Source organism: Bradyrhizobium sp. USDA 327 (assembly GCF_041262065.1).
Taxonomy (GTDB): domain Bacteria; phylum Pseudomonadota; class Alphaproteobacteria; order Rhizobiales; family Xanthobacteraceae; genus Bradyrhizobium; species Bradyrhizobium liaoningense.
Genome location: NZ_JBGCCW010000001.1, coordinates 7,138,518 through 7,159,636, shown reverse-complemented (window position 1 = coordinate 7,159,636; position 21,119 = coordinate 7,138,518). Strand labels below are relative to the sequence as shown.

Genomic DNA, 21,119 nt, shown 5'->3' with positions numbered 1-21,119 from the left:
TTGCCTCATCATTGCTGCAGGGTTTGCTGCCGCACCGGCCTGCACACTGCGAAGAAGAATGCGACGAGCAGCACCGACGTGAACATCGTCGAGCGGAGGAACATCGTCTCCGTGAAATTCGATTGAAAGCTCAGGACGACGAATCCGATGATGAGGGCGCAGTGGCAACGATCGATCGACCGAGCGGCGATCAAATACAGGACCTTTTCCGAGAACAGATAAACGCTCGCGACGAACAGCACGTATCCCAGGAATCCCGTTTCGATCGCCACCGCGATGTAACCGCTGTGATAATTGTCGAGCACCCAGCCATGGTTCTGGTTGAAATAGTCGTAAATCGAAGGACGCGTCCAGAATCCGTTGATGCCAAAGCCCAGCAGCGGCGCATCGTTGAAATGGCTGATGGCGTACTGCCAAATGAAGGTCCGCTCGGTCAAATTGATCGTCGATTCGCCGAGATGGATGGAATCGTACCCCGTCACATAGAAATACAGGATCAGCAGGGCGGCCAGGATGCACATGACGAACGGCAGCACCGCGTAGACTCTCATGCAGCGGATCGACCACATCGAGGTAAAGAGCAGTGCTCCCGCGGCCACGGCAACGGCACCGGCGCCACGCGATTCCGAGGCGATGACGCAGGTCGATGCCAATAGGAACATCGAGAGGAAGGCGATCCATCCCTGCCCCGTCATCTTCCGATAGCAGGCAAAGAACATCAGATATGCGCTGATGAAGCCGAGCGTCTGCTTCGATTCATAGATTCCCTGCCACTGGCCATTGTGCATCCAGCTCTGGTCCACGCCGATCTCGGGCACGAACACCGCGCACAAGGCCGAGGCCGCGACCAGTATGAAGAGCCCCAGCGCCGTCGACCCGACGATCTCGTCGATGTCGATACGCGTGATGAGGCAGTACGCACCGAAAGTCGTCACCGCGAGTGCCGCGCTCTTCATGAACGCCGCGCTGGCGAGGCTGGTCCAGAGAACGGAAACGACGGCAAGAGCATAGAATGCGACCAGCGCGATGAGATCGGGATTGCACTGCACTCTCACGCGCGGACGCACGAAGGCACTGGCGTAGATCAGGATGATCCACATCAAGAGCGCTACGGCCTGTTGCACAAAGCTCCACTCCGCGCGAAGCAGCGCGGGATTGAAGACGCCCATCGACGCGATCACGTTGACGGTGATCGAAATGCGGATCACGTTTCTGGCAAGCGTTTCCACGCCGACCCCGCGCGCTTTCCAGATCGCGCTGTCGTATGCCTCGGAATCCGCCACGGTGTGCAGGCTGGCCATGAGCTGACCTTCCAGACGCACGGTTAATATTTTGCTTAATGCGGAACGGCCTTAGGTTGAAGCGATTGCCACGCGCTCGGTGCCCCGGCGCGGGTGAGGGCTTTCTCCTCTAGGAGATTATCCCATCGCGGAAACACCCTCTCCCCAGCCCTCTCCCGCAAGCGGGAGAGGGAGTGCCTCCGTCGTTGCAGCAATCAAGCCTCAACTCATTACGCTCAGGCCGCGGTCGCCGGCGGCAGTGCCAGCACCGAATAGATCGCCTCGGCATCGCGCGAGGCGCGGAGCTTCTTGGCGATGTCCTGGTCGCGGAGCAGGCGGGCGATGCGGGCGAGCGCCTTGAGGTGATCGGCGCCGGCGCCTTCGGGGGCGAGCAGCAGGAAGACGAGATCGACCGGCTGGCCGTCCATCGCCTCGAAATCGATCGGACGGTCGAGGCGCGCGAACAGGCCAAAGATCTTTTCCAGCTTGGGCAGCTTGCCGTGCGGAATGGCGACGCCGTAGCCGACTGCGGTGGTGCCGAGCTTCTCCCGCTGCAGCAGCACCTCGAACACCGAGCGCTCGTTCTGCCCGGTCAGCTCGGCGGCCTTGGCCGCGAGCTCCTGCAAGGCCTGCTTCTTGCTGTTGACCTTCAATGCCGGGAGAATCGCCTCGGGTGCGACCAGATCGGTAATCGGCATGGAGGGTTTCCGAGGTGAATTAAACCGTCAGGTTCCGATTTGGCCAACTTGATAGACCAAGCTGAGCCGGCGTCAATAACATGAAGCAGGAGGCGCACTTAGCCCCGGTCGAGATGTGGGGGGCTTCTACTCCAACGCAATCCCGGTGCCAACTCCCGCGTGTGGCTTTGCCACCGTCAATGTTAAGGGCCGGAATGGTACGGTGCCCAAATCCCGGGCCTAGCCGTGCGATTGGCCGTCCACCTTCGCTCCCGGCGGGTCAATCCAGCCCACATTGCCGTCCGCCCGGCGGTAAATGATGTTCACCCGGCCTGACGAACCATGCTGGAATACCATGCAGGGCGCCCCGCTGAGGTCGAGTTCCATGACCGCTTCGCTGACCGAGAGCCGCTTCAGCGACGTGGTTTGCTCCGCGATAATGACCGGGCTGTAGCCGGTGACTTCCTCTTCGCCCTCTCCGGGCGCTTCCAGCACGTAAGCCGTGGCGTCGAGCGCAGCCATCGCTTCGGAGGCGACATGGGCCTTGCGCGCGGAGCGGTCCTTGAGCCGGTTCTTGTAGCGACGCAGCCGCCTCTCGATCATCAGCAGCGCCTGGTCGGCGCTGGCATAGGCATCGGGTGCGTTCGAATCGGCCTCCAGCGTGATTCCCGAATCGAGATGCAGGGCGCAATCGGTGCGAAAACCGAAACCGTCCTTGCTCAGCGTGATGTGGCCGGAATAGTTGCCGTCGAAATATTTGCGCAGCACCTCGTCGGTGCGGTCGGCAACGCGGCCGCGCAGGGCCTCGCCGACGCTGATGCTCTTTCCCGAAATCCGGAGAGTCATTGGATGCCTCGCTTGCTTTGTTGCCGCAGCTGCGATGACGAATCATCGCAACTGAAGTCGCTCCCTGCGCACGATCTTCGCGCGAACGCGCTCCGCGTATGTCGCGAGGAGAACCGCTGCACATCTCTCCGGATCATGCGCATGCCTGAATCGGTCTCGAAGGGAAGACGAGAGTAGCGCGATTCCGCGCCAGCGCAATCAGGCCGGCTCAGGGTTGCGGGAGCGATCGGACAATGCGGTGGAGAGAACGTTACCAAGAGCGCTCTGCTTGTCGCGGCGGCGTTGCACCGAGGAGGGTATGCGCATGGCTTCGCGGTACTTCGCGACCGTGCGGCGGGCAATATCAATGCCCGAAGCGCGCAAGCGTTCCACGATGGTGTCATCCGACAGGATCGCGGAGGGCTCCTCCGAATCGATCAGCTGCTTGATGTGGTGACGCACGGCTTCGGCCGAATGCGCCTCGCCGCCGTCGGCCGAGGCGATCGAGGCCGTGAAGAAATATTTCAGCTCGAATGTGCCGCGATTGGTCGCCATGTATTTGTTGGCAGTGACGCGCGACACCGTGGATTCATGCATCTGGATGGCATCGGCGACGGCCTTCAGATTGAGCGGCCGCAGGTGCGCCACGCCGTGTGTGAAGAAACCGTCCTGCTGGCGCACGATCTCGGTTGCAACTTTCAGGATGGTGCGGGCGCGCTGGTCGAGCGCGCGCACGAGCCAGGTCGCGTTCTGAAGCGCGTCGGTGAAATAGGACATGTCGCCGTCCTTGCCGACCTTCTTCGACAGCTCGGAATAATAGGTCTGGTTGACCAGCACACGCGGCAAGGTGTCGCTGTTGAGCTCGACGTGCCAGCCGCCGTCGGGACCCGGACGGACATAGACGTCGGGCACCATGGTCTGCAGGCGCGCCGATCCGAACTTCATGCCGGGCTTGGGATTGAGGCGGCGGATCTCGCCGATCATATCGGCGATGTCCTCGTCGTCGACGCCGCAGATCTTGCGCAAGGCAACGATGTCGCGCTTGGCCAGCAGATCGAGATGCTCGACCAGAGCCTGCATCGCGGGATCGTAGCGGTCGAGCTCGCGGAGCTGGATCGCCAGGCATTCGCTCAAATTGCGCGCGCAGACGCCGGGCGGATCGAATTTCTGCAGGACGGCGAGGACGCCTTCGACGTCGGCTTGCGATGCGCCAAGACGCTCGGCGGCCTGGCCGAGATCGGCCGGCAGATAGCCGGCCTCGTCGACGAGGTCGATCAGGTACTGGCCGATCATACGCTGGGCGGGTGCGGCGAAGGCGACCGCGAGCTGCTCGGCGAGACGGTCCGACAACGTTGTCTCGGCCGCGACAAAAGCTTCGAGATTGTAGTCTTCGGTACCAGAGGCACCGCCGCCCCATTCCGTATAGGTGGTCGGCGCGGCGTCCTGGGCGTTGCGCGCCGCGGCCTCGGCGGGCTCCTCGGAGAAGACGTTGTCCAGGCCCGTATCCAGGGTCTGCTCGATCTCGGCGCGGGTGCCGAGATCCTTGCTCATCCATTCTTCCTGGCCCGGCTCGAAACCCTCGGCGCCGCCGCCGAAGCCGTCCTCGCCCTGGCCATCGCCTTGACCGTCGGAATCGCCGTAACTCCCGGCCTCGGCCGGAGCCTCCCCCGCCGGGCCCTCGTCACTGGCCCGTTCCAGCAGCGGATTGCGCTCAAGCTCCTCTTCGACGAACGTCGTGAGATCGAGATTGGACAATTGCAGCAGCTTGATCGCCTGCATCAGCTGCGGCGTCATGACCAGCGACTGCGACTGCCGGAACTCTAGTCTCTGCGTAAGCGCCATGAAGCAAGAACCGTTCCCAAAAATTGGTCCGATTTTTGCTTATCCTAGTCCGAGCCCGATGTACACGTCTTGACGAAACGCAAAAACGGGCTAGAGGCGGAATTCCTCGCCAAGGTAGAGGCGGCGCACGTCCGGATCGGCAACGATCTCATCCGGAGTTCCCTCGGTCAAGATTTCCCCGGCATAGACGATATAGGCGCGATCGGTGAGGCCGAGCGTCTCGCGGACATTGTGGTCGGTGATGAGCACGCCGATGCCGCGATTGGTGAGATGGCGGACGAGGTCCTGGATGTCGCCGACCGCGATCGGGTCGATGCCGGCGAAGGGCTCGTCGAGCAGCATGTAGTTCGGCCGCGTCGCCAGCGCCCGTGCGATCTCGACGCGGCGGCGCTCGCCGCCGGACAGCGCGATCGACGGCGATTTCCGCAGGCGCGTGATGTTGAATTCGTCGAGCAGCGAATCGAGCTGCTGCTCGCGCTTCTTGCGCGAGGGCTCGACCACTTCGAGCACGGCGCGGATGTTCTGCTCGACGGTGAGGCCGCGGAAGATCGAGGCTTCCTGCGGCAGATAGCCGATGCCGAGCCGCGCGCGCTGATACATCGGGAGCTTGGTGACGTCGTGGCCGTCGAGCTCGATCGCGCCGCGGTCGGCCTTGATCAGGCCGGTGATCATGTAGAACACGGTGGTCTTGCCGGCACCGTTCGGCCCGAGCAGGCCGACCGCTTCGCCCCGGCGCACATAGATGCTGACGCCGCGCACGACCTGGCGGCTGCCGAAACTCTTTTCCACGCTATGCACAGCCAGGAAGCCGGGCCGCTTCAGCAGCTGAGGGCCGCCCGCGCCGTTGGAGCTCGCGGCGGCCCTGACCGGGTGAACAGCCTGCGGACGCGGCGGCTCGACTTGATAGTCGGCCTGATAGTCACCCCGGAACTGGTCCGGCGCGCGCATCGGCTGGTCGCGGGCGACCGGCGGCGCGTCCCTGATGGGACTGGTCACGAGGCCGCCGACGCTGTCACCGAGCGCGGTGATGTCCTGACGCGCAAATCCTGGCCGGCCGCGTTTGGCGGGGCGCCGACGGAACATGCTGAAGAGATCGACCATCCCCGCCTTCTAGCCTTTTCGCGACGATCCTGCGCGAATTCGCGCGATCTGCCGCACCGGTCTTTCAATTCGCCGAGGCAGCATGAGTGGAGGGATGTCTCATGCCCAGTGAAACACGCCCGAAAAGCGGCGGATCCCGCTTCGAAAGCCCTGCGCGCTAGATACAGCCTCGCCGGGCAGGCTTCAACCTCGGATCGCGTTGATCCGAGACAAGTGATTGAATTTACTTTTGTTTACTTGCGCCGGGCAATTGCAGAGGCGGCGCCGCGCCGGGTTTGGCCCCCTGTCCCCCCTGGCCGCAATCATTGCTGCCGCCCTGCGGCAGCAGCGCCTGCACCCGGCCGTTGTCGGATTCGACGCGTGACACGCCGGTCGTCATGTCGACCATCAGGCGGTCGCCGCGCAGCACGTTCTTGCACTGGGTCAGAACCACCTGGCCGCCCGAGCCGCCGAGCATGGTGATGAGGTTGGTCCTGGTGTCGAACACGGCGGTCTCGCCGGTCACCACCTGGTCCTTCTGGGTGACCACGACATTGCCGCGCGCCTCCAGCCGCTTGATCGAGGAGCTGCCGCCCGGACCCGGCGTCGCCGACTGCATCGGCGCCGATTTCGTGCCCTTCGCCGCAGGCTGCGGCGCGGCCGGCTTGTCGCCGCTCGATTCGTAGAACACCACCAGCGTCTTCGAGGTCATGGTGGTGTCGCCCTGCACGACCTTCACATTGCCGGCGAAGGTCGCCTCCTTCTTCTTGTCACGCATCTCCAGCGAGGCGGCCTCGATCTGGATCGGCTGATCGCGGTTCTGCGAGAAGCCCTGCATCGCGTTGGGCACGCCTTGCATCGTGCTCTGTGCGACGGCAGCGCCCGTTGCGAGCAGCGCGAGACCGACGGCGAGCGCGACCGCACCGAGGATGGCGCCACGCTTGTCTTCGCTGCGCGGAAAAAAATCGATCATGAAAATCACTTTGAATTGGCGGACTTGTTCTGCGGCGTACGTGTCTTCACCGGCGGCGCTGGCGGCGGCGGCTCGACCGGCGCAGGCTGCGCAGTAGCCGGCTCGTCCAGCTTGTCCAGGTGCATCACCACATTGCCCTCGAAGCGGATGACGTCACCACCTTCGGTAATTCGCAAGCGATCCGCGGTCAGCGTACCGTTGGTCAGCGTGACGTCGACGCGCTCGTCCGAGGAGACCGTGCCCTTGCCCATGTCGACGAAGGCCGAGTTCAGCCGCGCCTCGTAGCCGGTCGAGGTGCGCAGGAGGATGTCCTTGTACAGCTCGAGCTGCTGCTGCTTGTTGTCGAAGCGGCCGGTGCGGGCATCGAGGAAAAGCGTCGATCGATCTTCCATCAGCACCTTCGCGCGCAGGTCCGACAGATCGACATGATCGGGGTCGGTGATGTCCTGCGTCGCGGTCTTGGCCCACAGCTCATAGGGCCGCTGGTCCGGCGTGAAACCGGCGAGGTGCGGCGATTCCATCGTGATCTTGGTGCCCGACACCACCATGTTTCCGGAATCGAGCGGCAGCTTCGGCATCAGCATGCGGAACGGATTGAAGATCGAGACGCCGACGATGGCGGCCATGGACAACAGCACCGCACCCGGAACCGCAATGCGCAGAATCCGCACCAGGCGGCTGTGGCGCGCCGCGCTGGCGAACTTCGCCGCAAGCGCGGCGTCGTAGGTGGGATTCTGGGCCGAATTCACCTGGGCTCCTGAAGTCCTGGGCTCCTGAAATATCGCTCGCCTCGTCCGGTCGACGGGCGCCCCATTGTATCCGGCGCCGCCCAAATATGCAGCCGGCGACAGGCCGTTACGAAAGTGTCCGAAACGGGGCGGCAACCTCAGGGTAACCGCCGCCCGGGGCCTCAGGAATGCGCGAAAATGTCCTCTTCCGCCCAGCCCTGGAGGTCGAGCAAGGCGCGGGTCGGCAGGAAGTCGAAACAGGCCTGTGCCAGCTGGCTGCGGCCTTCACGGACCAGCATGGCATCGAGCCGTTCGCGCAAGGCATGCAGATGCAGCACGTCGGAGGCGGCGTAGGCGAGCTGCGGCTCGGTCAGGCTGTCGGAACCCCAGTCGCTCGACTGCTGCTGCTTGGAAAGGTCGATGTTGAGCACCTCGCGAACGAGGTCCTTGAGGCCATGGCGGTCGGTATAGGTGCGGGTCAGGCGGGAGGCGATCTTGGTGCAGTAGATCGGCCCGGTCATGATGCCGAAGGTCTGGTACAGCACCGCGACGTCGAACCGCGCGAAGTGGAAGATCTTCGTGACGGCCGGATTGGCCAGGAGCGCCTTCAGGTTCGGCGCATCGGTGTGCCCCCTGGGGATCTGCACCACGTCGGCGCTGCCGTCGCCGGGCGAGAGTTGCACCACGCAGAGCCGGTCGCGGTGCGGGTTCAGCCCCATGGTCTCGGTGTCGATCGCCACCGCTCCGGTGTAGCGGGACAGGTCGGGCAGGTCGCCGCGGTGCAGACGTACGGTCATGGCGTGTCAAAACCTCGGGTCGAATCGGTGCGTCGATATCATAGGTTAAACGGATGGATCGCGATGTAGCCACTGGCGAGAGGTCACGCAAGCGGCGACCGTGACCTGACGGCCGGTCAGATCGCGGCGATGGCGTGCGGGTCGGTGATCCCTTAGTCGGGATTGAAGGGATCAGCTGGTCCTGCACTCTCGCGCATGCTGAGGGCTGAAGCGCTCGATCAGTCGCGACCCAATCAAGGTGATTCACACCCTCCACGGCGCGCGAAATGATGGGCCGCCGCTCTTTCCGGCAGAGCAGGTTTTCAGGCCGGCCCGCTGCAATTCGCCCCGGCACACCCTATCTGTTGCCGGCCTCTCCGCCCTCGCCCGCTCACGACGAATGACGTGCCAATGACCGAACAGACGCTCGCCGCGCCGATCCACGACCAAGGGAAACGCCAGCGCGGCTTCTCGCGCTACCAGGCACTCCTCATCGCGCTGCTGGCGTTCACGCAGTTCACGATCATTCTCGACTTCATCATCATGTCGCCGCTCGGCGCCATCCTGATGCCCTCGCTCGACATCACGGCCGGGCAGTTCGGCGTCGCGGTGTCGGCCTACGCGTTCAGTGCGGGCATTTCGGGGATCCTCGCCGCCGGCTTCGCCGATCGCTTCGATCGCAAGCGCCTGCTGCTGTTCTTCTATGTCGGCTTCACGCTCGGAACGGCGCTCTGCGCGGCCGCGCAGAACTACCATGTGCTGCTGCTCGGCCGGATCGTGACCGGATTGTTCGGCGGCGTGATCGGCGCGGTGGTGCTCGCCATCGTCACCGACCTGTTTCCGCTGCACCTGCGCGGCCGCGTCATGGGTTTCCTCCAGACGGCGTTCGCCGCGAGCCAGGTGCTCGGCATTCCGGCCGGACTGTTTCTCGCCAATCACTGGAATTGGCATGTCTGCTTCGCGGCGATCGTCGTGGTGTCGATCGCAGCGATCGCAATCATCGCCCTCGTGATGGAGCCGGTCGATGCGCATCTGAAACTGAAGCAGGACAAGAACCCGTTCCACCATCTGATCGCGACGATCGGTCAGCCACGCTATACGCTCGCCTTCGCCGTCACGACGCTGCTGGCAACGGGCGGCTACATGCTGATGCCGTTCTCCAGCGCCTACACCGTGCACAATCTCGGCATCGACATCACGCATCTGCCGACGATCTATCTCGTCTCCGGTCTGTTCAGCATCGTCACGGGACCGCTGGTTGGACGTGCCAGTGATGCGTTCGGCAAATATCCGACCTTCGTGTTCGGCTGCGCGATGACCGTGGTCATGGTGCTGATCTACACACATCTCGGCCACGTCTCGCTCGCGACCGCGATCCTCGTCAACGTCCTGATGTTCGTCGGCATCTTCTCGCGGATGATCCCGTCGCAGGCGCTGATGTCGGCGATCCCCGACGCGAGCCAGCGCGGCTCCTTCAGCGCGGTCAGCGCCTCGCTGCAGCAGCTCTCCGGCGGACTCGGTTCGGTGCTCGCCGGCGCGATCATCGCGCAAGCGCCCGACGGCTCGCTGATCCATTTCGACCGGATCGGCTACGTCGTCGTCGCGACGACGATCATCACGCTGGTGATGATGTATTTTGTGCAGAAGGCGGTGGCGGAGCGGGCGGGGAAGCAGGTGGTGTGAAAGGCACCTTGCCGCAACAGCAGCCCGGCTCCCAGATCAGCCGCCGCCGAACTTGGATGGATCGTCATAGGCGGGAGGATCATCGTGGTCGGTCCGCAGACCGCCGGGAACGGAGTCGTCGCGATAGATGCGCACCCCATTCGGAGTGACATAGACCGGAGCCGTGGCCTGGCCCGGCCGAACCATGACATGTCGCAACTTGTGATGCCCTCTTGCGGCCGCGTTCGCAGAAGCACACGGACCGATCAAGAGGCACAAGAAGACGCACGATCCCAAGACACAGCGCATTGCACTTTCTCGGCTCATGGCCCAATGCCAACGCAGCACTCTGAAAGGGCTTATCTATCTGGATCTGTTTGATATCCAGAAAAGCATGGTGCCCAGGAAAGGACTCGAACCTTCACGGCCGTTAAGCCACTGGCACCTGAAGCCAGCGCGTCTACCAATTCCACCACCTGGGCATGCCGTTTGGGGCACGGAGGCGGTTACTACGGTTCGGTGACGCCGTTGTCAATTCATGCGTGAGGCCCGGTTCGGGATGCCGATTGCGCATCGCAAACCGGCTCGATAAAAGCCTGACAAGACGCACTCTTTTCCGCAGGAACGGACACCCCCATGGCATCGAATCTGGACACGCTCGTCACGGTTTTCGGCGGATCGGGGTTTTTGGGCCGGAATGTCGTCCGGGCCCTGTGCAAGCGCGATTACCGGGTCCGGGTTGCGGTACGGCGGCCGGAACTCGCCGGATACCTGCAGCCCTCCGGCAAGGTCGGACAGGTCCACACCGTGCAGGCGAATCTGCGCTATCCGGCCTCGGTCGAGGCGGCGCTGCGTGATTCGCATGTCGCGATCAACCTCGTCGGCGTCCTCACAGAGGGCGGCGCGCAGACCTTTGACGCCGTCCAGGCCAAGGGCGCCGAAACCGTCGCCAAGGCGGCGGCCGCGGCCGATGCCGGCCTGGTGCATGTCTCGGCGATCGGCGCCGACGCGGAATCGCCCTCGCGCTATGCCAAGGCCAAGGCGGCCGGCGAAGCCGCGGTCCTGGCCGCGGTTCCCTCCGCCACGATCTTCCGCCCCTCCGTGATGTTCGGCCCCGAGGACCAGTTCACCAACCGCTTCGCCGCGCTGGCCCGGATGTCGCCGGTGCTGCCGCTGATCGGCGGGACTACCCGGATGCAGCCGGTCTATGTCGGCGACGTCGCCACCGCGATCGCGGATGCCGTTGACGGCAAGGCCAAGGCCGGCGCGACCTACGAGCTCGGCGGGCCGGAAGTGCTGACCATGCGCGAGATCATCGAGACCATCCTGGAGATCACCGACCGCAAGCGGATGCTGATCCCGCTGTCGTTCGGCCTCGCCCGCTTCCAGGCCGCCTTCCTGCAATTCGCGCCGGGCGCGTTCAAGCTGACACCGGACCAGGTCACGCTGCTCGAGCGCGACAACGTCGTCTCGGAGGCGGCGAAGGCGGCCGGCCTGACGCTGGAAGGCCTCGGCATCACCCCCGATTCGCTGGAAGCGATCGCCCCGCAATATCTCTGGCGCTTCCGCGCCGCCGGTCAGTTCCAGCGCATGAGCGTGTGAGGCTGGTTTGCTTCTCTCGCTTGCTTGCGGGACAGCGTAGGCCGCCTCTGGCGGCCGTCCTCGAGAACGCCGGCGCATAGCTTCGGCAATGGCGTCGCGGCGGTGAGGACTTTCGCCTCATTGGCAGTCTCTCTGCGGAGACACCCTCTCCCGCAAGCGGGCGAGGGAGCGCACCAACCGAGTTGCTGCTCTACTGCCCGAGCGCCAGCGCGATCAGGCCGAGCGTGCCGACGATGACGCGCCACCAGGCGAACACCACGAAGCCGTGCCGGGTGACGTAGGTCAGGAACGTCTTCACCACGATGATGGCGGTGATGAACGACACCACGAAGCCGATCGCGACGATGCCCATGTGGTCCATCGTCATCTCGGCGCGGCTCTTGTAGAAGTCGTAGGCGAACGCACCGATCATGGTGGGAATGGCAAGGAAGAACGAGAACTCCGCCGCCGCGCGCTTGTCGGCCCCGAGCAGCATCGCCGCGACGATGCTGGCGCCGGAGCGCGACACGCCGGGGATCATCGCCACGCACTGCGCGATGCCGATATAGAGATACATCAGCAGCGGGAACCTGGTGGCGTCATGCTCGCGCGGCTTGAGATCGAGCTTGTCGACCCAGAGCAGGATGGCGCCGCCGACGATCAGCGTGAAGCAGATGACCCAGGGATTGAACAGCAGGCTCTTGATGTACTTGCCGGCGACGAGGCCGACGACCACGGCCGGCAGGAACGCCACCAGCACGCCGATCACGAAGCGCCGCGCATCGGCATCGCCCGTGAACAGGCCTATCACGACGTCCCACAGCTTCCTGAAATACAGCCCGACGATCGCGAGGATCGCGCCCAGCTGGATCAGAACGGTAAACGAATCCCAGAAGGCGCCTTCGCCGAGATGGAAGAAGCGCTCCGCGAGCAAGAGATGACCGGTCGAGGACACGGGAAGGAACTCGGTCACACCCTCGATGATGCCGAGGATCACTGCCCGTATTGCGTCTGACATATTTACGGTCCATTTCGGCTGGAAAAGCGGGGCTCTTCTCGCCTATTCGCTCCCATGCCGCAATCGCAAAATACGAAATCACGGCCTTGCTTCGCGGTTTTGAGGGCCTAGTGTGGCGCCGCACAAACATTGATGGATTCTTAAGCACCATCAAATAGTCAAAGGCTTCATGTTTACGCTGTTTCATCATCCCTTCTGCCCGCATTCGCGCTTCATCCGTCTGATCGCGGGCGAATACGGGCTCGATCTGAAGCTGGTCGAAGAGCGCAGCTGGGAGCGGCGCGAGGCGTTTCTGCTTCTGAATGCGGCCGGCACCACGCCGGTGTTGGTGGACGAGGAACAGCCGCCGATTCCCGGCGCGGCCATCATCGCCGAATATGTCGACGAGGCCTATGGTGCCGAGATGGGCCCGAAACGCCTCATGCCGCAGACGATCAGCGAACGCGTCGAGGTGCGCCGGCTGATGTCCTGGTTCAACGAGAAGTTCTTCGAGGAAGTCTCGCACCCGCTCGTCACCGAGCGCATCTACAAGCGCTTCATGAGCGAGGAGAATGGCGGCGGCCCGCCTTCGGCCGACGTGATGCGCGCGGCGAAGGCCAATGTGCGCTATCATCTGGCCTATATCGGCTGGCTGGCGCAGACGCGCAATTTCCTCGCCGGCGACCGGCTCACTTACGCGGATCTCGCCGCCGCGGCGCATCTCTCGGCGATCGACTATCTGGGCGACGTGCCATGGAGCGAGGACGACGCAGCAAAGGCGTGGTACGCGCGGGTGAAATCCCGCCCGTCGTTCCGTCCGCTCCTCAGCGAATGGCTGGCCGGCGTGCCGGCGTCGCGGACCTACGTGGACCTGGATTTCTGATGATGATCGTCATGCCCGGGCTTGTCCCGGGCATCCACGTTCTTTCTCTTCTCGTGAATGCTACACAAGGACGTGGATGGCCGGGACAAGCCCGGCCATGACGAGTGTGGATGCATCGGTGATCAAATCCAGCATCGACATTGATGAGCTTCGTACTGCGCTCACGCATGAGGCGCGCGCGCTCGGCTTCGACTGCATCGGCATCACCGCGCCGGGCACGATCGAGAGTGCCGGCAAACACTTCCTCGAATTCATCGCATCGGGCGGCCATGGCGACATGGACTGGCTCGCCGCAAGCCCCGAGCGCCGCGTCGATCCGCGCGGGCTGTGGCAGGACGTGCGCAGCGTGATCATGCTCGGCGTCAATTACGGTCCCGACTCCGATCCGCTGGCGATTCTCGAGCAGCCCACGCGCGCGGCGATCTCGGTCTATGCGCAGGGCGACGACTATCACGATCTCATCAAGAAGCGCCTGAAGGCGCTGGCGCGCTGGCTGGTCGCGGCGGCGCCGTCGGACGTGAAAGTGTTCGTCGACACCGCGGCGGTGATGGAGAAGCCGCTGGCGCAGGCGGCGCATCTGGGCTGGCAGGGCAAGCACACCAACCTCGTCTCGCGCGAGTTCGGCTCATGGCTTTTTCTCGGCGCGATCTACACCACGCTGGAGCTGCCGTGCGATGCCGCCGAGATCGATCATTGCGGCTCGTGCCGGGCCTGTCTCGACATCTGCCCGACCGCGGCGTTCCCCGCGCCCTACAAGCTCGATGCGCGACGCTGCATCTCGTACCTCACCATCGAGAACAAGGGACCGATCCCGCGCGAATTTCGCAAGAGCATAGGCAATCGCATCTATGGCTGCGACGATTGCCTCGCGGCCTGCCCCTGGAACAAGTTCGCGCAGGAAGGGCGCGAGGCCAGGCTCGCGGCGCGCGACGAATTGCGCGCGCCTGCGCTCGCCGAGCTGGCACGGCTCGACGACGCGGCGTTTCGCGCGCTGTTCACGAAGTCGCCGGTCAAGCGCATCGGCCGCGACCGCTTCTTGCGGAACGTGCTGATTGCGATCGGCAACTCGGGCGAGGCGGCGTTGGCGGAGGAGGCGCGGCGATTGCTGGACGATGCGAGTCCGCTGGTACGTGGTGCTGCGGTGTGGGCGCTTGGGCAATTGGTGGAACGCACCGAGTTTGATGCGATGAAGTCTGCTGCGGCGAGCAACGAGCACGACGACAGTGTGCGTGACGAGTGGCTGGCTGCGTCCTAACTCTCCGCTGTCATGCCCCGGCTTGACCGGGGCATCCAGTACGCCGCGGCTCCTCGACTCAATCACGACTGCCTCGGCGTAATGGATCGCCCGGTCAAGCCGGGCGATGACACCTTTTGTTTGGCGAGCGCACATGCGCCTCACCACACTTGATTTCCCCACCCATTCCCGCAATCTCGCGCGCATGACAAACATGCCTTTCTTCACCCGCGACGGCGAGACATTCCATCCGACGGAAGTTGCCAACGGTCCCTGGGATCCGAAGTCGCTGCACGGGCGCGTCATCGTCGGCCTGCTCGGCTTCGCCATCGAGGAACGCCATTCCGGGCCTGAGTTCGTGCCGGCGCGGCTCACCGTCGACATGTTTCGGCTGCCGACCATCGACAAGCCGATTGAAGTGACGACGCGTCTGGTGCGCGATGGAATGCGCATCCGCGTGGTGGAAGCCGAGTTCGTTTCCGGCGGCGTCGGCATGGCGCGCGCCTCGTGTCAGCTGCTGCGCAAGACGCAGAATCCTGATGGCAATGTGTGGTCGCCGCCGAACTGGGACGCGCCGAAGCCGGCCGACATTCCCAAGCCCACGGATCCCAGGCTCGGCATGAATGGCAAATGGGCAACGCGGCCGATCGTCGGGCATATGGGCTCGCTCGGGCCGCGCCGGCTCTGGATGAGCGAGGTGCGCGAGCTCGTTGCGGGCGTGCCGATGACGCCGTTCGTCCATGTCGCAACCGGCGCCGATTTCGCCAGCCCGTTTGCCAATGCCGGCGACAAGGGGCTCGGCTACATCAACAGCGACGTCACGATCTATCTGCACCGCCTGCCGGTCACGGAATGGATCGGCTTCGAAGTCGTGAACCACCACGCCACCGACGGCGTCGCGATCGGCGAATGCTGGCTCTATGACGAACAGGGCCCGATCGGCACCGCCACGGTCGCCGCACTGGCGCAGCGCAAGCCGATGGCGAATCCGTCGAAGCGGTAGGAGCGCGCGCCTCTCTCCGGTCGTCATTCCGGGATGCGCCGTCAGGCGCAGACCCGGAATCCATTGGACCGCAGGCAAAAAGGCGAAATGGATTCCGGGTTCGCGCGCCCCGGAATGACGGTCAGGTGAGATGCCGCTGCATCTCCGGCCGCGCCTTCAGCTCGGCGCCTTGCCTGGCGACGATCTTCGCAATTCTTTCAGGCGCGAACTTCAGATCGACGAACGCCGGCGCGGTGTTGGCGACCTCGTGATAGCTCGCGATCTTTCCATCCTGCAGCGTCATGATCGCGACGCCCTCGAACATCGCCCGCACGCCATTGGCTTCCGGCAGGGTCGATTTGTAGCTGAAGGTGTAGCGCGCATAGAGCGTGGTGCCGTCGGTGACGGGATCGTGCATGTCCCAGCGGAAATCCGTCGCCGTCCGATAGAACCAGTCGTCGATCAACGCCGCGATCTTTTCGCGGCCTTCGAAGGCGCCGTAGAAGACGTCGTGATAGACGCCGTCCTCGGTGAACAATTCGGCAAAAGCCCGGCCGTTGCGCTGCTCGACCGCGTCGCAGAAGGCGCGCAGCATGGCGGTTGTGGTCATTGGCGTTTCTCCTTCCCCGTTCTCTGTCATGCCCCGGCTTGACCGGGGCATCCAGTACGCCGCGGCTTCTCGACTCAAGCACAGCCGTCTCTGGGATACTGGATCGCCCGATCAAGTCGGGCGATGACACCGAATGCCGGGCAACAGTTTCACCCGATCTCTGCGACCGCGGCAAGGATGCGCGCGATGTCCTGCGGGCGGGAGAGACGGTGATCGCCGTCCTGGATCATGGTCAGCACGACGTCGTCGGCCGGCAGGCGGTGCGTCAGCGCGAACGCGTGCTGCCATGGCACGTCAGGATCTTTCGCGCCTTGCAGGATGCGGACGGGGCAGCCGAGATCGATGGCGCTGCCGAGCACGAGGTGGTTGCGGCCCTCCTCGATCAGGTTCCGCGTGATCGGATAGGGCGAGCCGTCGCCGTAATCCGACGGCCGCATCCAGACACCCTTGGTCTCGATCTCTTTCTTCACCGCGGGCGAGAAATTCTTCCACATCAGCTCCTCGGTGAAGTCGGGCGCCGGTGCGATCAGGACAACGCCGGCCAGCGACGCCTTGCCAGAACGCTTCTTGATCTCGCGCGCGAGCAGCAGCGCGATCCAGCCGCCCATGGATGAGCCGATCAGGACTTGCGGGCCGTCGCAAAACCGCTCGAACACCGCAACGCTCTCCTCCAGCCAGCGTCCGATGGTTCCGTCAGCGAAGTCGCCGCCGGACTCGCCGTGGCCGGAATAGTCGAACCGGACCATTGCGCGGCTGTGATCCCGGGCCCAGGCGTCCAGCGCCAAGGCCTTGCTGCCCAGCATGTCCGACTTGAATCCGCCCAGCCAGACCAGTCCAGGCCCCTGTCCGCGCCGACTGCGTACCGCGATCCTGCGTGCGGACAGGCCCTCACCCACATCGATGAAGTCGAGCATGGCATCAGGAATTATATCGGTCATGGAACATTTACTCTGGCTGTGCGGTTTGAGCTGTCCGGGCGCGTCCCGCGATGCAACCCGATGGCTGCATTGGCTGCCCTTTGGGACGCTTGCGGAACAGAAGCAAGGTGTCTATGTCGTCCTGCGTGCCAAGGCGTGACCAAAATGCCTCGCATTTGAGGGTTTTTCGCGTGCCGCACGAGCGACTTGCTTGCCGGCAATCGCATCTTCCTTCAAGATAGCCGCTTCTTTCACAACTTTGGAGAACCACCCATTCGCCGTCCTAATAAAGCTCCGCCCGCTGCCAGCAAAGACGGGCCGCGCATCAATGATGATATCCGCAATGCGCAGATCCAGCTGATCGACCAGACCGGTGACAACAAGGGCACGGTCGAGACCGTCGTCGCTATCCGGATGGCTCAGGAAGCCGGCATGGATCTGGTCGAGATTTCGCCGAATGCCAGCCCTCCCGTCTGCAAGATCATGGACTACGGGAAGTACAAGTATTCCGCTCAGAAGAAAGCCGCGGAAGCCCGCAAGCGGCAGAAGACCGTCGAGATCAAGGAGATCAAGCTCCGCCCGATGATCGACGACCATGACTACGACGTGAAGATGCGCGCGATGCAGCGGTTCTTCGAAGAGGGCGACAAGGTCAAGATCACGCTGCGCTATCGTGGCCGCGAAATGGCGCACCAGGAGATCGGCACCAAGCTGCTGGACAAGATCAAGACCGACGTCGCCGAGCTCGCCAAGGTCGAGCAGGATGCGCGGTTCGAAGGTCGCCAGGTCGTCATGGTGCTGGCGCCGCGCTGACGCGAAGCGCTTTGGGGTTGAGAATTCAGCGGCCCGTCCGGATTTCCGGCGGGCCGTTTTGTTTTGGTCAAGGTGGAAGCCGCGCGCTCCGCTGCACCCTCGCCCGCTTGCGGGAGAGGGTGGCGCGAAGCGCCGGGTGAGGGCTTTTTCCTCTTGGGGGTTCTCGATTGAGGAAGCACCCTCTCCCCAGCCCTCCCCCGCAGGCGGGGGAGGGAGCGCACCGTGGCTGTGGCGATGGCTCGTTCGACTACGTCCGCGTCGCCTGCCAGGTGCCGCTGCACTGGTCGCCGGAGATGATACCTCTCCACGAGCCGGCACCGTTCCTGCCGGCGAGCCGACCGCCGCCGCTGGCATGAGAGGCGCCAACCGAAACCTGGACCGCCACAGTGCCGGAGCGGTTGACCCTGCCCGAGACCCGGCCGCCGCCGGCGGACGAGACGCGGCTGCCCGTGACGGTGAAGGGGACGCTGTAGCCTGAGCTGCAATTGCCCCTCGTGGTGGCGAAGGTGACGTTCCAGATGCCGTCATAGCCGCCGACGCGGGCATCGGCAGTCGACGGCAGCATGGCGGCGGCGAGCACGGCAAACACCGCCAGATGACGCGCGCGGACGAAACCAGTCAAAGACGACGACGATTGGGAAAAATGGGCCATTTTGGTCTGCTCCGGGCGACGCGGCTGGGGACATGAGGGTGCAGCACCGGATAGTCTCCGGGCCTGTTCCGCCGGTTCATCGTTGCCATTTGGCTCCCGCTCTGTCATAAGCCCAGCCTTCATCGCCCGGCTGATTAAGGGCTGCCGTGGCGGTGTTTCGTGTGGGTTTCGCGCTCGTTCGCAAAAACCTGAGCACAATCAACGCTCTAACGAGCATTTTAGACGGCCAGCCGCCTTCACGGGCGGATTTCTGTTGTGGCCATAGGAGAGCCAAATGCCCAAGCTGAAGACCAAATCGGGCGCTAAAAAGCGCTTCAAGGTGACTGCCACCGGCAAAGTGATGCACGCCCAGCGCGGCAAGCGTCACGGCATGATCAAGCGGACGAAGAAGCAGATCCGTCAGCTCCGCGGCACCCGCGTGCTGTTCAAGACCGACGGCGACAACGTCAAGAAGTACTTCTTGCCGAACGCCTGATCGCGTCCACGATCACTGCCAGCCGCGCCGCGCATCCCGCGGCGATCCGAAAACCAAGTCATCTCTGAAGGAATTTTGTCATGTCTCGCGTCAAACGCGGTGTGACCGCCCACGCCAAGCACAAGAAAGTCTACAAGGCCGCCAAGGGCTTCTATGGCCGCCGCAAGAACACCATCCGCGCCGCCAAGCCGGCCGTGGAGAAGGCGATGCAATATGCCTTCCGCGACCGCAAGCGCAAGAAGCGGACGTTCCGCGCGCTCTGGATCCAGCGCATCAACGCGGCCGTCCGTCCGTTCGGCCTGACCTACAGCCGATTTATCGACGGCATGGCCAAGTCCGGGATCACCGTGGACCGCAAGGTGCTGTCGGATCTCGCGATCAGCGAGCCCGCCGCGTTCCAGGCGATCGCCGAGAAGGCCAAGGCTGCGCTCGCCGCCTGAGGCTTGCGCTAGCGGGCCTTAGGGCCCGCGGCCTTCAGCGCGCGCCGCGAGTAGCGCTGGGCGACCTCCGCCCGGCAGAATGCTGTCGCCGAAATATACATGGTGCCGGACTTGTTCCGGTATTTGCGATCGCACGCCTGCAACTCGCGCTGATAGCTGAGCTTCTGCGGCGGCTTCTGCTGGCCGACGAAATCAGCTTCGCATTTCTTCTCAACCACTTCACCGAACTGCACGTCGCCGCTGGCGCCATATGCGCAGGCCTCGAACAGCTTCATGGCAGGGCCGCAGCCAGGCGCCGCATTGAGGACTGCGATGACGTCGTCCATCGACGTCGATTTGGCCGGGCATTCCTCGGCGTAGGCCGCGCCACCCAAAGCACCTTCCAACACAAGCAGGGCCAGACCGACCAGGCAGGATCTCGAAAGCATCGCAAGACTCTCCTCGTACCCCCATTGGTGCCGGGTCCCCGCGCAGCGTTCAACCCGGCCGGCCGCAAGCCCGAAATAACCGGCTTTTTGCTTGACGTTACGGCCTTCGGGCGGCGACAACCCAGCCGAATTTTGGCAGCAAGGATTTGACTGTGTCCGACCTCGCAACGCTCGAAACGTCCATCCTCGACCAGATCGCCGCCGCCGGCGACGAGGCCGCCCTCGAGGCGGTGCGCGTCGCAGCCCTCGGCAAGAAGGGCTCGATCTCCGCACTCCTCGCCACGCTCGGCAAGATGTCGCCGGACGAGCGCAAGACGCAGGGCGCCGCGATCAACCAGGCCAAGGACAAGGTCACCGAGGCGCTCGCCGCACGGCGCGACGTGCTGAAGTCCGCGGCGCTCGATGCGCGGCTCGTGTCCGAGACCGTCGACGTCACCCTGCCGCTGCGCGACCCACCGGTCGAGGCCGGCCGCATCCATCCGCTGAGCCAGGTCTGGGACGAGCTCACCACGATCTTCGCCGACATGGGATTCTCGGTCGCCGAAGGTCCCGACATCGAGACCGACGACTACAACTTCACCAAGCTGAACTTCCCGGAAGGCCATCCCGCGCGCGAGATGCACGACACCTTCTTCTTCCATCCGAAGGAGGACGGCTCGCGCATGCTGCTGCGGACCCACACCTCGCCGGTGCAGGTGCGCACCATGCTGAGCCAGAAGCCGCCGATCCGCGTCATCTGCCCGGGCCGCACCTACCGCATCGATTCTGACGCGACCCATACGCCGCAATTCCACCAGGTCGAAGGCCTCGTCATCGACAAGACCTCGCATCTCGGCCACCTCAAATGGATCCTGCACGAGTTCTGCAAGGCGTTCTTCGAGGTCGACCACATCAACATGCGCTTCCGGCCCTCGTTCTTCCCGTTCACCGAGCCGTCGCTGGAAGTCGACATCCAGTGCCGCCGCGACAAGGGCGAGATCCGCTTCGGCGAGGGCGAGGACTGGCTCGAGATTCTCGGCTGCGGCATGGTGCATCCGAACGTGCTGCGCGCCTGCGGCATCGATCCCGACGAGTACCAGGGCTTTGCCTGGGGCATGGGCATCGACCGCATCGCCATGCTGAAATACGGCATCGCCGACCTGCGCCAGCTGTTCGACAGCGACGTCCGCTGGCTGTCCCACTATGGCTTCAAGCCGCTGGAAGTGCCGACGCTGGCGGGGGGATTGAGCACGTGATGGCGATGCCCGGCCACACAATGACTCTC

Annotated in this window: 23 protein-coding genes and 1 tRNA gene; 9 read left to right on the top strand and 15 right to left on the bottom strand. The window is 64.0% G+C overall.

The genetic code is table 11. The features are described 5' to 3' along the window. Positions 1 to 8 precede the first annotated feature (8 nt). The 8 genes from ABIA42_RS33840 to ABIA42_RS33805 form a co-directional block, all read right to left on the bottom strand. The gene (locus ABIA42_RS33840; protein ID WP_370117009.1) at positions 9 to 1,301 is read right to left on the bottom strand and encodes an O-antigen ligase family protein; all 1,293 of its coding nucleotides are present in this window, start codon (positions 1,299 to 1,301) and stop codon (positions 9 to 11) included. A 215-nt stretch (positions 1,302 to 1,516) separates the two neighbouring features. Then, positions 1,517 to 1,978 carry a PTS IIA-like nitrogen regulatory protein PtsN gene (gene ptsN / locus ABIA42_RS33835; protein ID WP_028179145.1) on the bottom strand — a complete coding sequence of 154 codons (462 nt, stop codon included), beginning with the start codon at positions 1,976 to 1,978 and terminating at the stop codon, positions 1,517 to 1,519. A 219-nt stretch (positions 1,979 to 2,197) separates the two neighbouring features. Beyond that, on the bottom strand, positions 2,198 to 2,803 hold the full coding sequence (gene hpf, locus ABIA42_RS33830) for a ribosome hibernation-promoting factor, HPF/YfiA family (protein WP_271528742.1): 606 nt from the start codon (positions 2,801 to 2,803) through the stop codon (positions 2,198 to 2,200). A 198-nt stretch (positions 2,804 to 3,001) separates the two neighbouring features. Then, positions 3,002 to 4,624, bottom strand: a complete 1,623-nt coding sequence (gene rpoN, locus ABIA42_RS33825) for an RNA polymerase factor sigma-54 (protein ID WP_370117013.1) — start codon at positions 4,622 to 4,624, stop codon at positions 3,002 to 3,004. Positions 4,625 to 4,714: 90 nt separating this feature from the next. Continuing rightward, positions 4,715 to 5,725, bottom strand: coding sequence for an LPS export ABC transporter ATP-binding protein (gene lptB / locus ABIA42_RS33820; protein WP_370117016.1), 1,011 nt, complete (start codon positions 5,723 to 5,725; stop codon positions 4,715 to 4,717). A gap of 223 nt (positions 5,726 to 5,948) precedes the next feature. Next, entirely contained in the window at positions 5,949 to 6,677 is a 729-nt protein-coding gene (locus tag ABIA42_RS33815) for an LptA/OstA family protein (RefSeq protein ID WP_370117019.1), read from the bottom strand. A 5-nt stretch (positions 6,678 to 6,682) separates the two neighbouring features. Then, complete coding sequence (gene lptC, locus ABIA42_RS33810) at positions 6,683 to 7,426, bottom strand: LPS export ABC transporter periplasmic protein LptC (protein WP_370117022.1); 744 nt, start codon at positions 7,424 to 7,426, stop codon at positions 6,683 to 6,685. Positions 7,427 to 7,587: 161 nt separating this feature from the next. Continuing rightward, a complete protein-coding gene (locus ABIA42_RS33805) occupies positions 7,588 to 8,202 on the bottom strand; it encodes a ribonuclease D (RefSeq protein ID WP_370117025.1) in 615 nt (204 codons plus the stop codon). Between the two features lie 390 nt (positions 8,203 to 8,592). Here ABIA42_RS33805 and ABIA42_RS33800 point away from each other — a divergent pair, with 390 nt between their 5' ends. Continuing rightward, the gene (locus ABIA42_RS33800) at positions 8,593 to 9,864 is read left to right on the top strand and encodes an MFS transporter (protein ID WP_370117028.1); all 1,272 of its coding nucleotides are present in this window, start codon (positions 8,593 to 8,595) and stop codon (positions 9,862 to 9,864) included. A 36-nt stretch (positions 9,865 to 9,900) separates the two neighbouring features. On the opposite strand, the gene ABIA42_RS33795 is transcribed toward ABIA42_RS33800, so the two are convergent. Both ABIA42_RS33795 and ABIA42_RS33790 read right to left on the bottom strand, forming a co-directional pair. Beyond that, positions 9,901 to 10,050: a hypothetical protein gene (locus tag ABIA42_RS33795; RefSeq protein ID WP_271528749.1), complete on the bottom strand. Its 150-nt coding sequence runs from the start codon at positions 10,048 to 10,050 to the stop codon at positions 9,901 to 9,903. A gap of 188 nt (positions 10,051 to 10,238) precedes the next feature. Next, positions 10,239 to 10,325, bottom strand: a tRNA-Leu gene (locus ABIA42_RS33790). Positions 10,326 to 10,479: 154 nt separating this feature from the next. Between ABIA42_RS33790 and ABIA42_RS33785 the strand changes: the two genes are divergently transcribed. After that, complete coding sequence (locus tag ABIA42_RS33785) at positions 10,480 to 11,445, top strand: complex I NDUFA9 subunit family protein (RefSeq protein WP_028179136.1); 966 nt, start codon at positions 10,480 to 10,482, stop codon at positions 11,443 to 11,445. A 190-nt stretch (positions 11,446 to 11,635) separates the two neighbouring features. Here ABIA42_RS33785 and ABIA42_RS33780 read toward each other — a convergent pair whose 3' ends face one another. Beyond that, positions 11,636 to 12,442 (bottom strand): undecaprenyl-diphosphate phosphatase, encoded by an 807-nt coding sequence (locus ABIA42_RS33780; protein ID WP_271528751.1) that lies wholly within the window; start codon positions 12,440 to 12,442, stop codon positions 11,636 to 11,638. A 169-nt stretch (positions 12,443 to 12,611) separates the two neighbouring features. Here ABIA42_RS33780 and ABIA42_RS33775 point away from each other — a divergent pair, with 169 nt between their 5' ends. The 3 genes from ABIA42_RS33775 (at position 12,612) to ABIA42_RS33765 (ending at position 15,541) form a co-directional block, all read left to right on the top strand. After that, on the top strand, positions 12,612 to 13,304 hold the full coding sequence (locus ABIA42_RS33775) for a glutathione S-transferase family protein (protein WP_370117032.1): 693 nt from the start codon (positions 12,612 to 12,614) through the stop codon (positions 13,302 to 13,304). A gap of 97 nt (positions 13,305 to 13,401) precedes the next feature. Then, on the top strand, positions 13,402 to 14,559 hold the full coding sequence (gene queG, locus ABIA42_RS33770; protein WP_370117035.1) for a tRNA epoxyqueuosine(34) reductase QueG: 1,158 nt from the start codon (positions 13,402 to 13,404) through the stop codon (positions 14,557 to 14,559). Between the two features lie 184 nt (positions 14,560 to 14,743). Beyond that, on the top strand, positions 14,744 to 15,541 hold the full coding sequence (locus ABIA42_RS33765) for an acyl-CoA thioesterase domain-containing protein (protein WP_370123781.1): 798 nt from the start codon (positions 14,744 to 14,746) through the stop codon (positions 15,539 to 15,541). Positions 15,542 to 15,662: 121 nt separating this feature from the next. Here ABIA42_RS33765 and ABIA42_RS33760 read toward each other — a convergent pair whose 3' ends face one another. Next, positions 15,663 to 16,130: a nuclear transport factor 2 family protein gene (locus ABIA42_RS33760; RefSeq protein WP_370117037.1), complete on the bottom strand. Its 468-nt coding sequence runs from the start codon at positions 16,128 to 16,130 to the stop codon at positions 15,663 to 15,665. A 149-nt stretch (positions 16,131 to 16,279) separates the two neighbouring features. Continuing rightward, positions 16,280 to 17,068, bottom strand: coding sequence for an alpha/beta hydrolase (locus tag ABIA42_RS33755; RefSeq protein WP_370117040.1), 789 nt, complete (start codon positions 17,066 to 17,068; stop codon positions 16,280 to 16,282). A 252-nt stretch (positions 17,069 to 17,320) separates the two neighbouring features. On the opposite strand from ABIA42_RS33755, the gene infC reads away from it, so the two are divergent. Then, positions 17,321 to 17,860, top strand: a complete 540-nt coding sequence (infC, locus tag ABIA42_RS33750) for a translation initiation factor IF-3 (protein ID WP_080659921.1) — start codon at positions 17,321 to 17,323, stop codon at positions 17,858 to 17,860. A gap of 247 nt (positions 17,861 to 18,107) precedes the next feature. Here the strand turns inward: infC and ABIA42_RS33745 are convergent, their stop codons facing one another. Next, on the bottom strand, positions 18,108 to 18,512 hold the full coding sequence (locus ABIA42_RS33745; RefSeq protein WP_370117042.1) for a hypothetical protein: 405 nt from the start codon (positions 18,510 to 18,512) through the stop codon (positions 18,108 to 18,110). Positions 18,513 to 18,786: 274 nt separating this feature from the next. Between ABIA42_RS33745 and rpmI the strand changes: the two genes are divergently transcribed. Continuing rightward, positions 18,787 to 18,987, top strand: coding sequence for a 50S ribosomal protein L35 (gene rpmI, locus ABIA42_RS33740; protein ID WP_008539890.1), 201 nt, complete (start codon positions 18,787 to 18,789; stop codon positions 18,985 to 18,987). Positions 18,988 to 19,067: 80 nt separating this feature from the next. Beyond that, positions 19,068 to 19,427 carry a 50S ribosomal protein L20 gene (gene rplT / locus ABIA42_RS33735; RefSeq protein WP_028179126.1) on the top strand — a complete coding sequence of 120 codons (360 nt, stop codon included), beginning with the start codon at positions 19,068 to 19,070 and terminating at the stop codon, positions 19,425 to 19,427. An 8-nt stretch (positions 19,428 to 19,435) separates the two neighbouring features. On the opposite strand, the gene ABIA42_RS33730 is transcribed toward rplT, so the two are convergent. Next, on the bottom strand, positions 19,436 to 19,975 hold the full coding sequence (locus ABIA42_RS33730) for a hypothetical protein (RefSeq protein WP_370117045.1): 540 nt from the start codon (positions 19,973 to 19,975) through the stop codon (positions 19,436 to 19,438). Positions 19,976 to 20,007: 32 nt separating this feature from the next. Here ABIA42_RS33730 and pheS point away from each other — a divergent pair, with 32 nt between their 5' ends. Then, complete coding sequence (gene pheS, locus ABIA42_RS33725; RefSeq protein ID WP_370117048.1) at positions 20,008 to 21,090, top strand: phenylalanine--tRNA ligase subunit alpha; 1,083 nt, start codon at positions 20,008 to 20,010, stop codon at positions 21,088 to 21,090. Positions 21,091 to 21,119: the final 29 nt, after the last annotated feature.

Excerpts from the sequence above, each read along its gene's own strand:
- ABIA42_RS33840 (WP_370117009.1), bottom strand. The coding sequence starts at position 1,301 with ATGGCCAGCCTGCACACCGTGGCGGATTCCGAGGCATACGACAGCGCG.
- ptsN (WP_028179145.1), bottom strand. The coding sequence starts at position 1,978 with ATGCCGATTACCGATCTGGTCGCACCCGAGGCGATTCTCCCGGCATTG.
- hpf (WP_271528742.1), bottom strand. The coding sequence starts at position 2,803 with ATGACTCTCCGGATTTCGGGAAAGAGCATCAGCGTCGGCGAGGCCCTG.
- rpoN (WP_370117013.1), bottom strand. The coding sequence starts at position 4,624 with ATGGCGCTTACGCAGAGACTAGAGTTCCGGCAGTCGCAGTCGCTGGTC.
- lptB (WP_370117016.1), bottom strand. The coding sequence starts at position 5,725 with ATGGTCGATCTCTTCAGCATGTTCCGTCGGCGCCCCGCCAAACGCGGC.
- ABIA42_RS33815 (WP_370117019.1), bottom strand. The coding sequence starts at position 6,677 with ATGATCGATTTTTTTCCGCGCAGCGAAGACAAGCGTGGCGCCATCCTC.
- ABIA42_RS33805 (WP_370117025.1), bottom strand. The coding sequence starts at position 8,202 with ATGACCGTACGTCTGCACCGCGGCGACCTGCCCGACCTGTCCCGCTAC.
- ABIA42_RS33800 (WP_370117028.1), top strand. The coding sequence starts at position 8,593 with ATGACCGAACAGACGCTCGCCGCGCCGATCCACGACCAAGGGAAACGC.
- ABIA42_RS33795 (WP_271528749.1), bottom strand. The coding sequence starts at position 10,050 with ATGGTTCGGCCGGGCCAGGCCACGGCTCCGGTCTATGTCACTCCGAAT.
- ABIA42_RS33785 (WP_028179136.1), top strand. The coding sequence starts at position 10,480 with ATGGCATCGAATCTGGACACGCTCGTCACGGTTTTCGGCGGATCGGGG.
- ABIA42_RS33780 (WP_271528751.1), bottom strand. The coding sequence starts at position 12,442 with ATGTCAGACGCAATACGGGCAGTGATCCTCGGCATCATCGAGGGTGTG.
- ABIA42_RS33775 (WP_370117032.1), top strand. The coding sequence starts at position 12,612 with ATGTTTACGCTGTTTCATCATCCCTTCTGCCCGCATTCGCGCTTCATC.
- queG (WP_370117035.1), top strand. The coding sequence starts at position 13,402 with ATGACGAGTGTGGATGCATCGGTGATCAAATCCAGCATCGACATTGAT.
- ABIA42_RS33765 (WP_370123781.1), top strand. The coding sequence starts at position 14,744 with ATGACAAACATGCCTTTCTTCACCCGCGACGGCGAGACATTCCATCCG.
- ABIA42_RS33760 (WP_370117037.1), bottom strand. The coding sequence starts at position 16,130 with ATGACCACAACCGCCATGCTGCGCGCCTTCTGCGACGCGGTCGAGCAG.
- ABIA42_RS33755 (WP_370117040.1), bottom strand. The coding sequence starts at position 17,068 with ATGACCGATATAATTCCTGATGCCATGCTCGACTTCATCGATGTGGGT.
- ABIA42_RS33745 (WP_370117042.1), bottom strand. The coding sequence starts at position 18,512 with ATGGCCCATTTTTCCCAATCGTCGTCGTCTTTGACTGGTTTCGTCCGC.
- rpmI (WP_008539890.1), top strand. The coding sequence starts at position 18,787 with ATGCCCAAGCTGAAGACCAAATCGGGCGCTAAAAAGCGCTTCAAGGTG.
- rplT (WP_028179126.1), top strand. The coding sequence starts at position 19,068 with ATGTCTCGCGTCAAACGCGGTGTGACCGCCCACGCCAAGCACAAGAAA.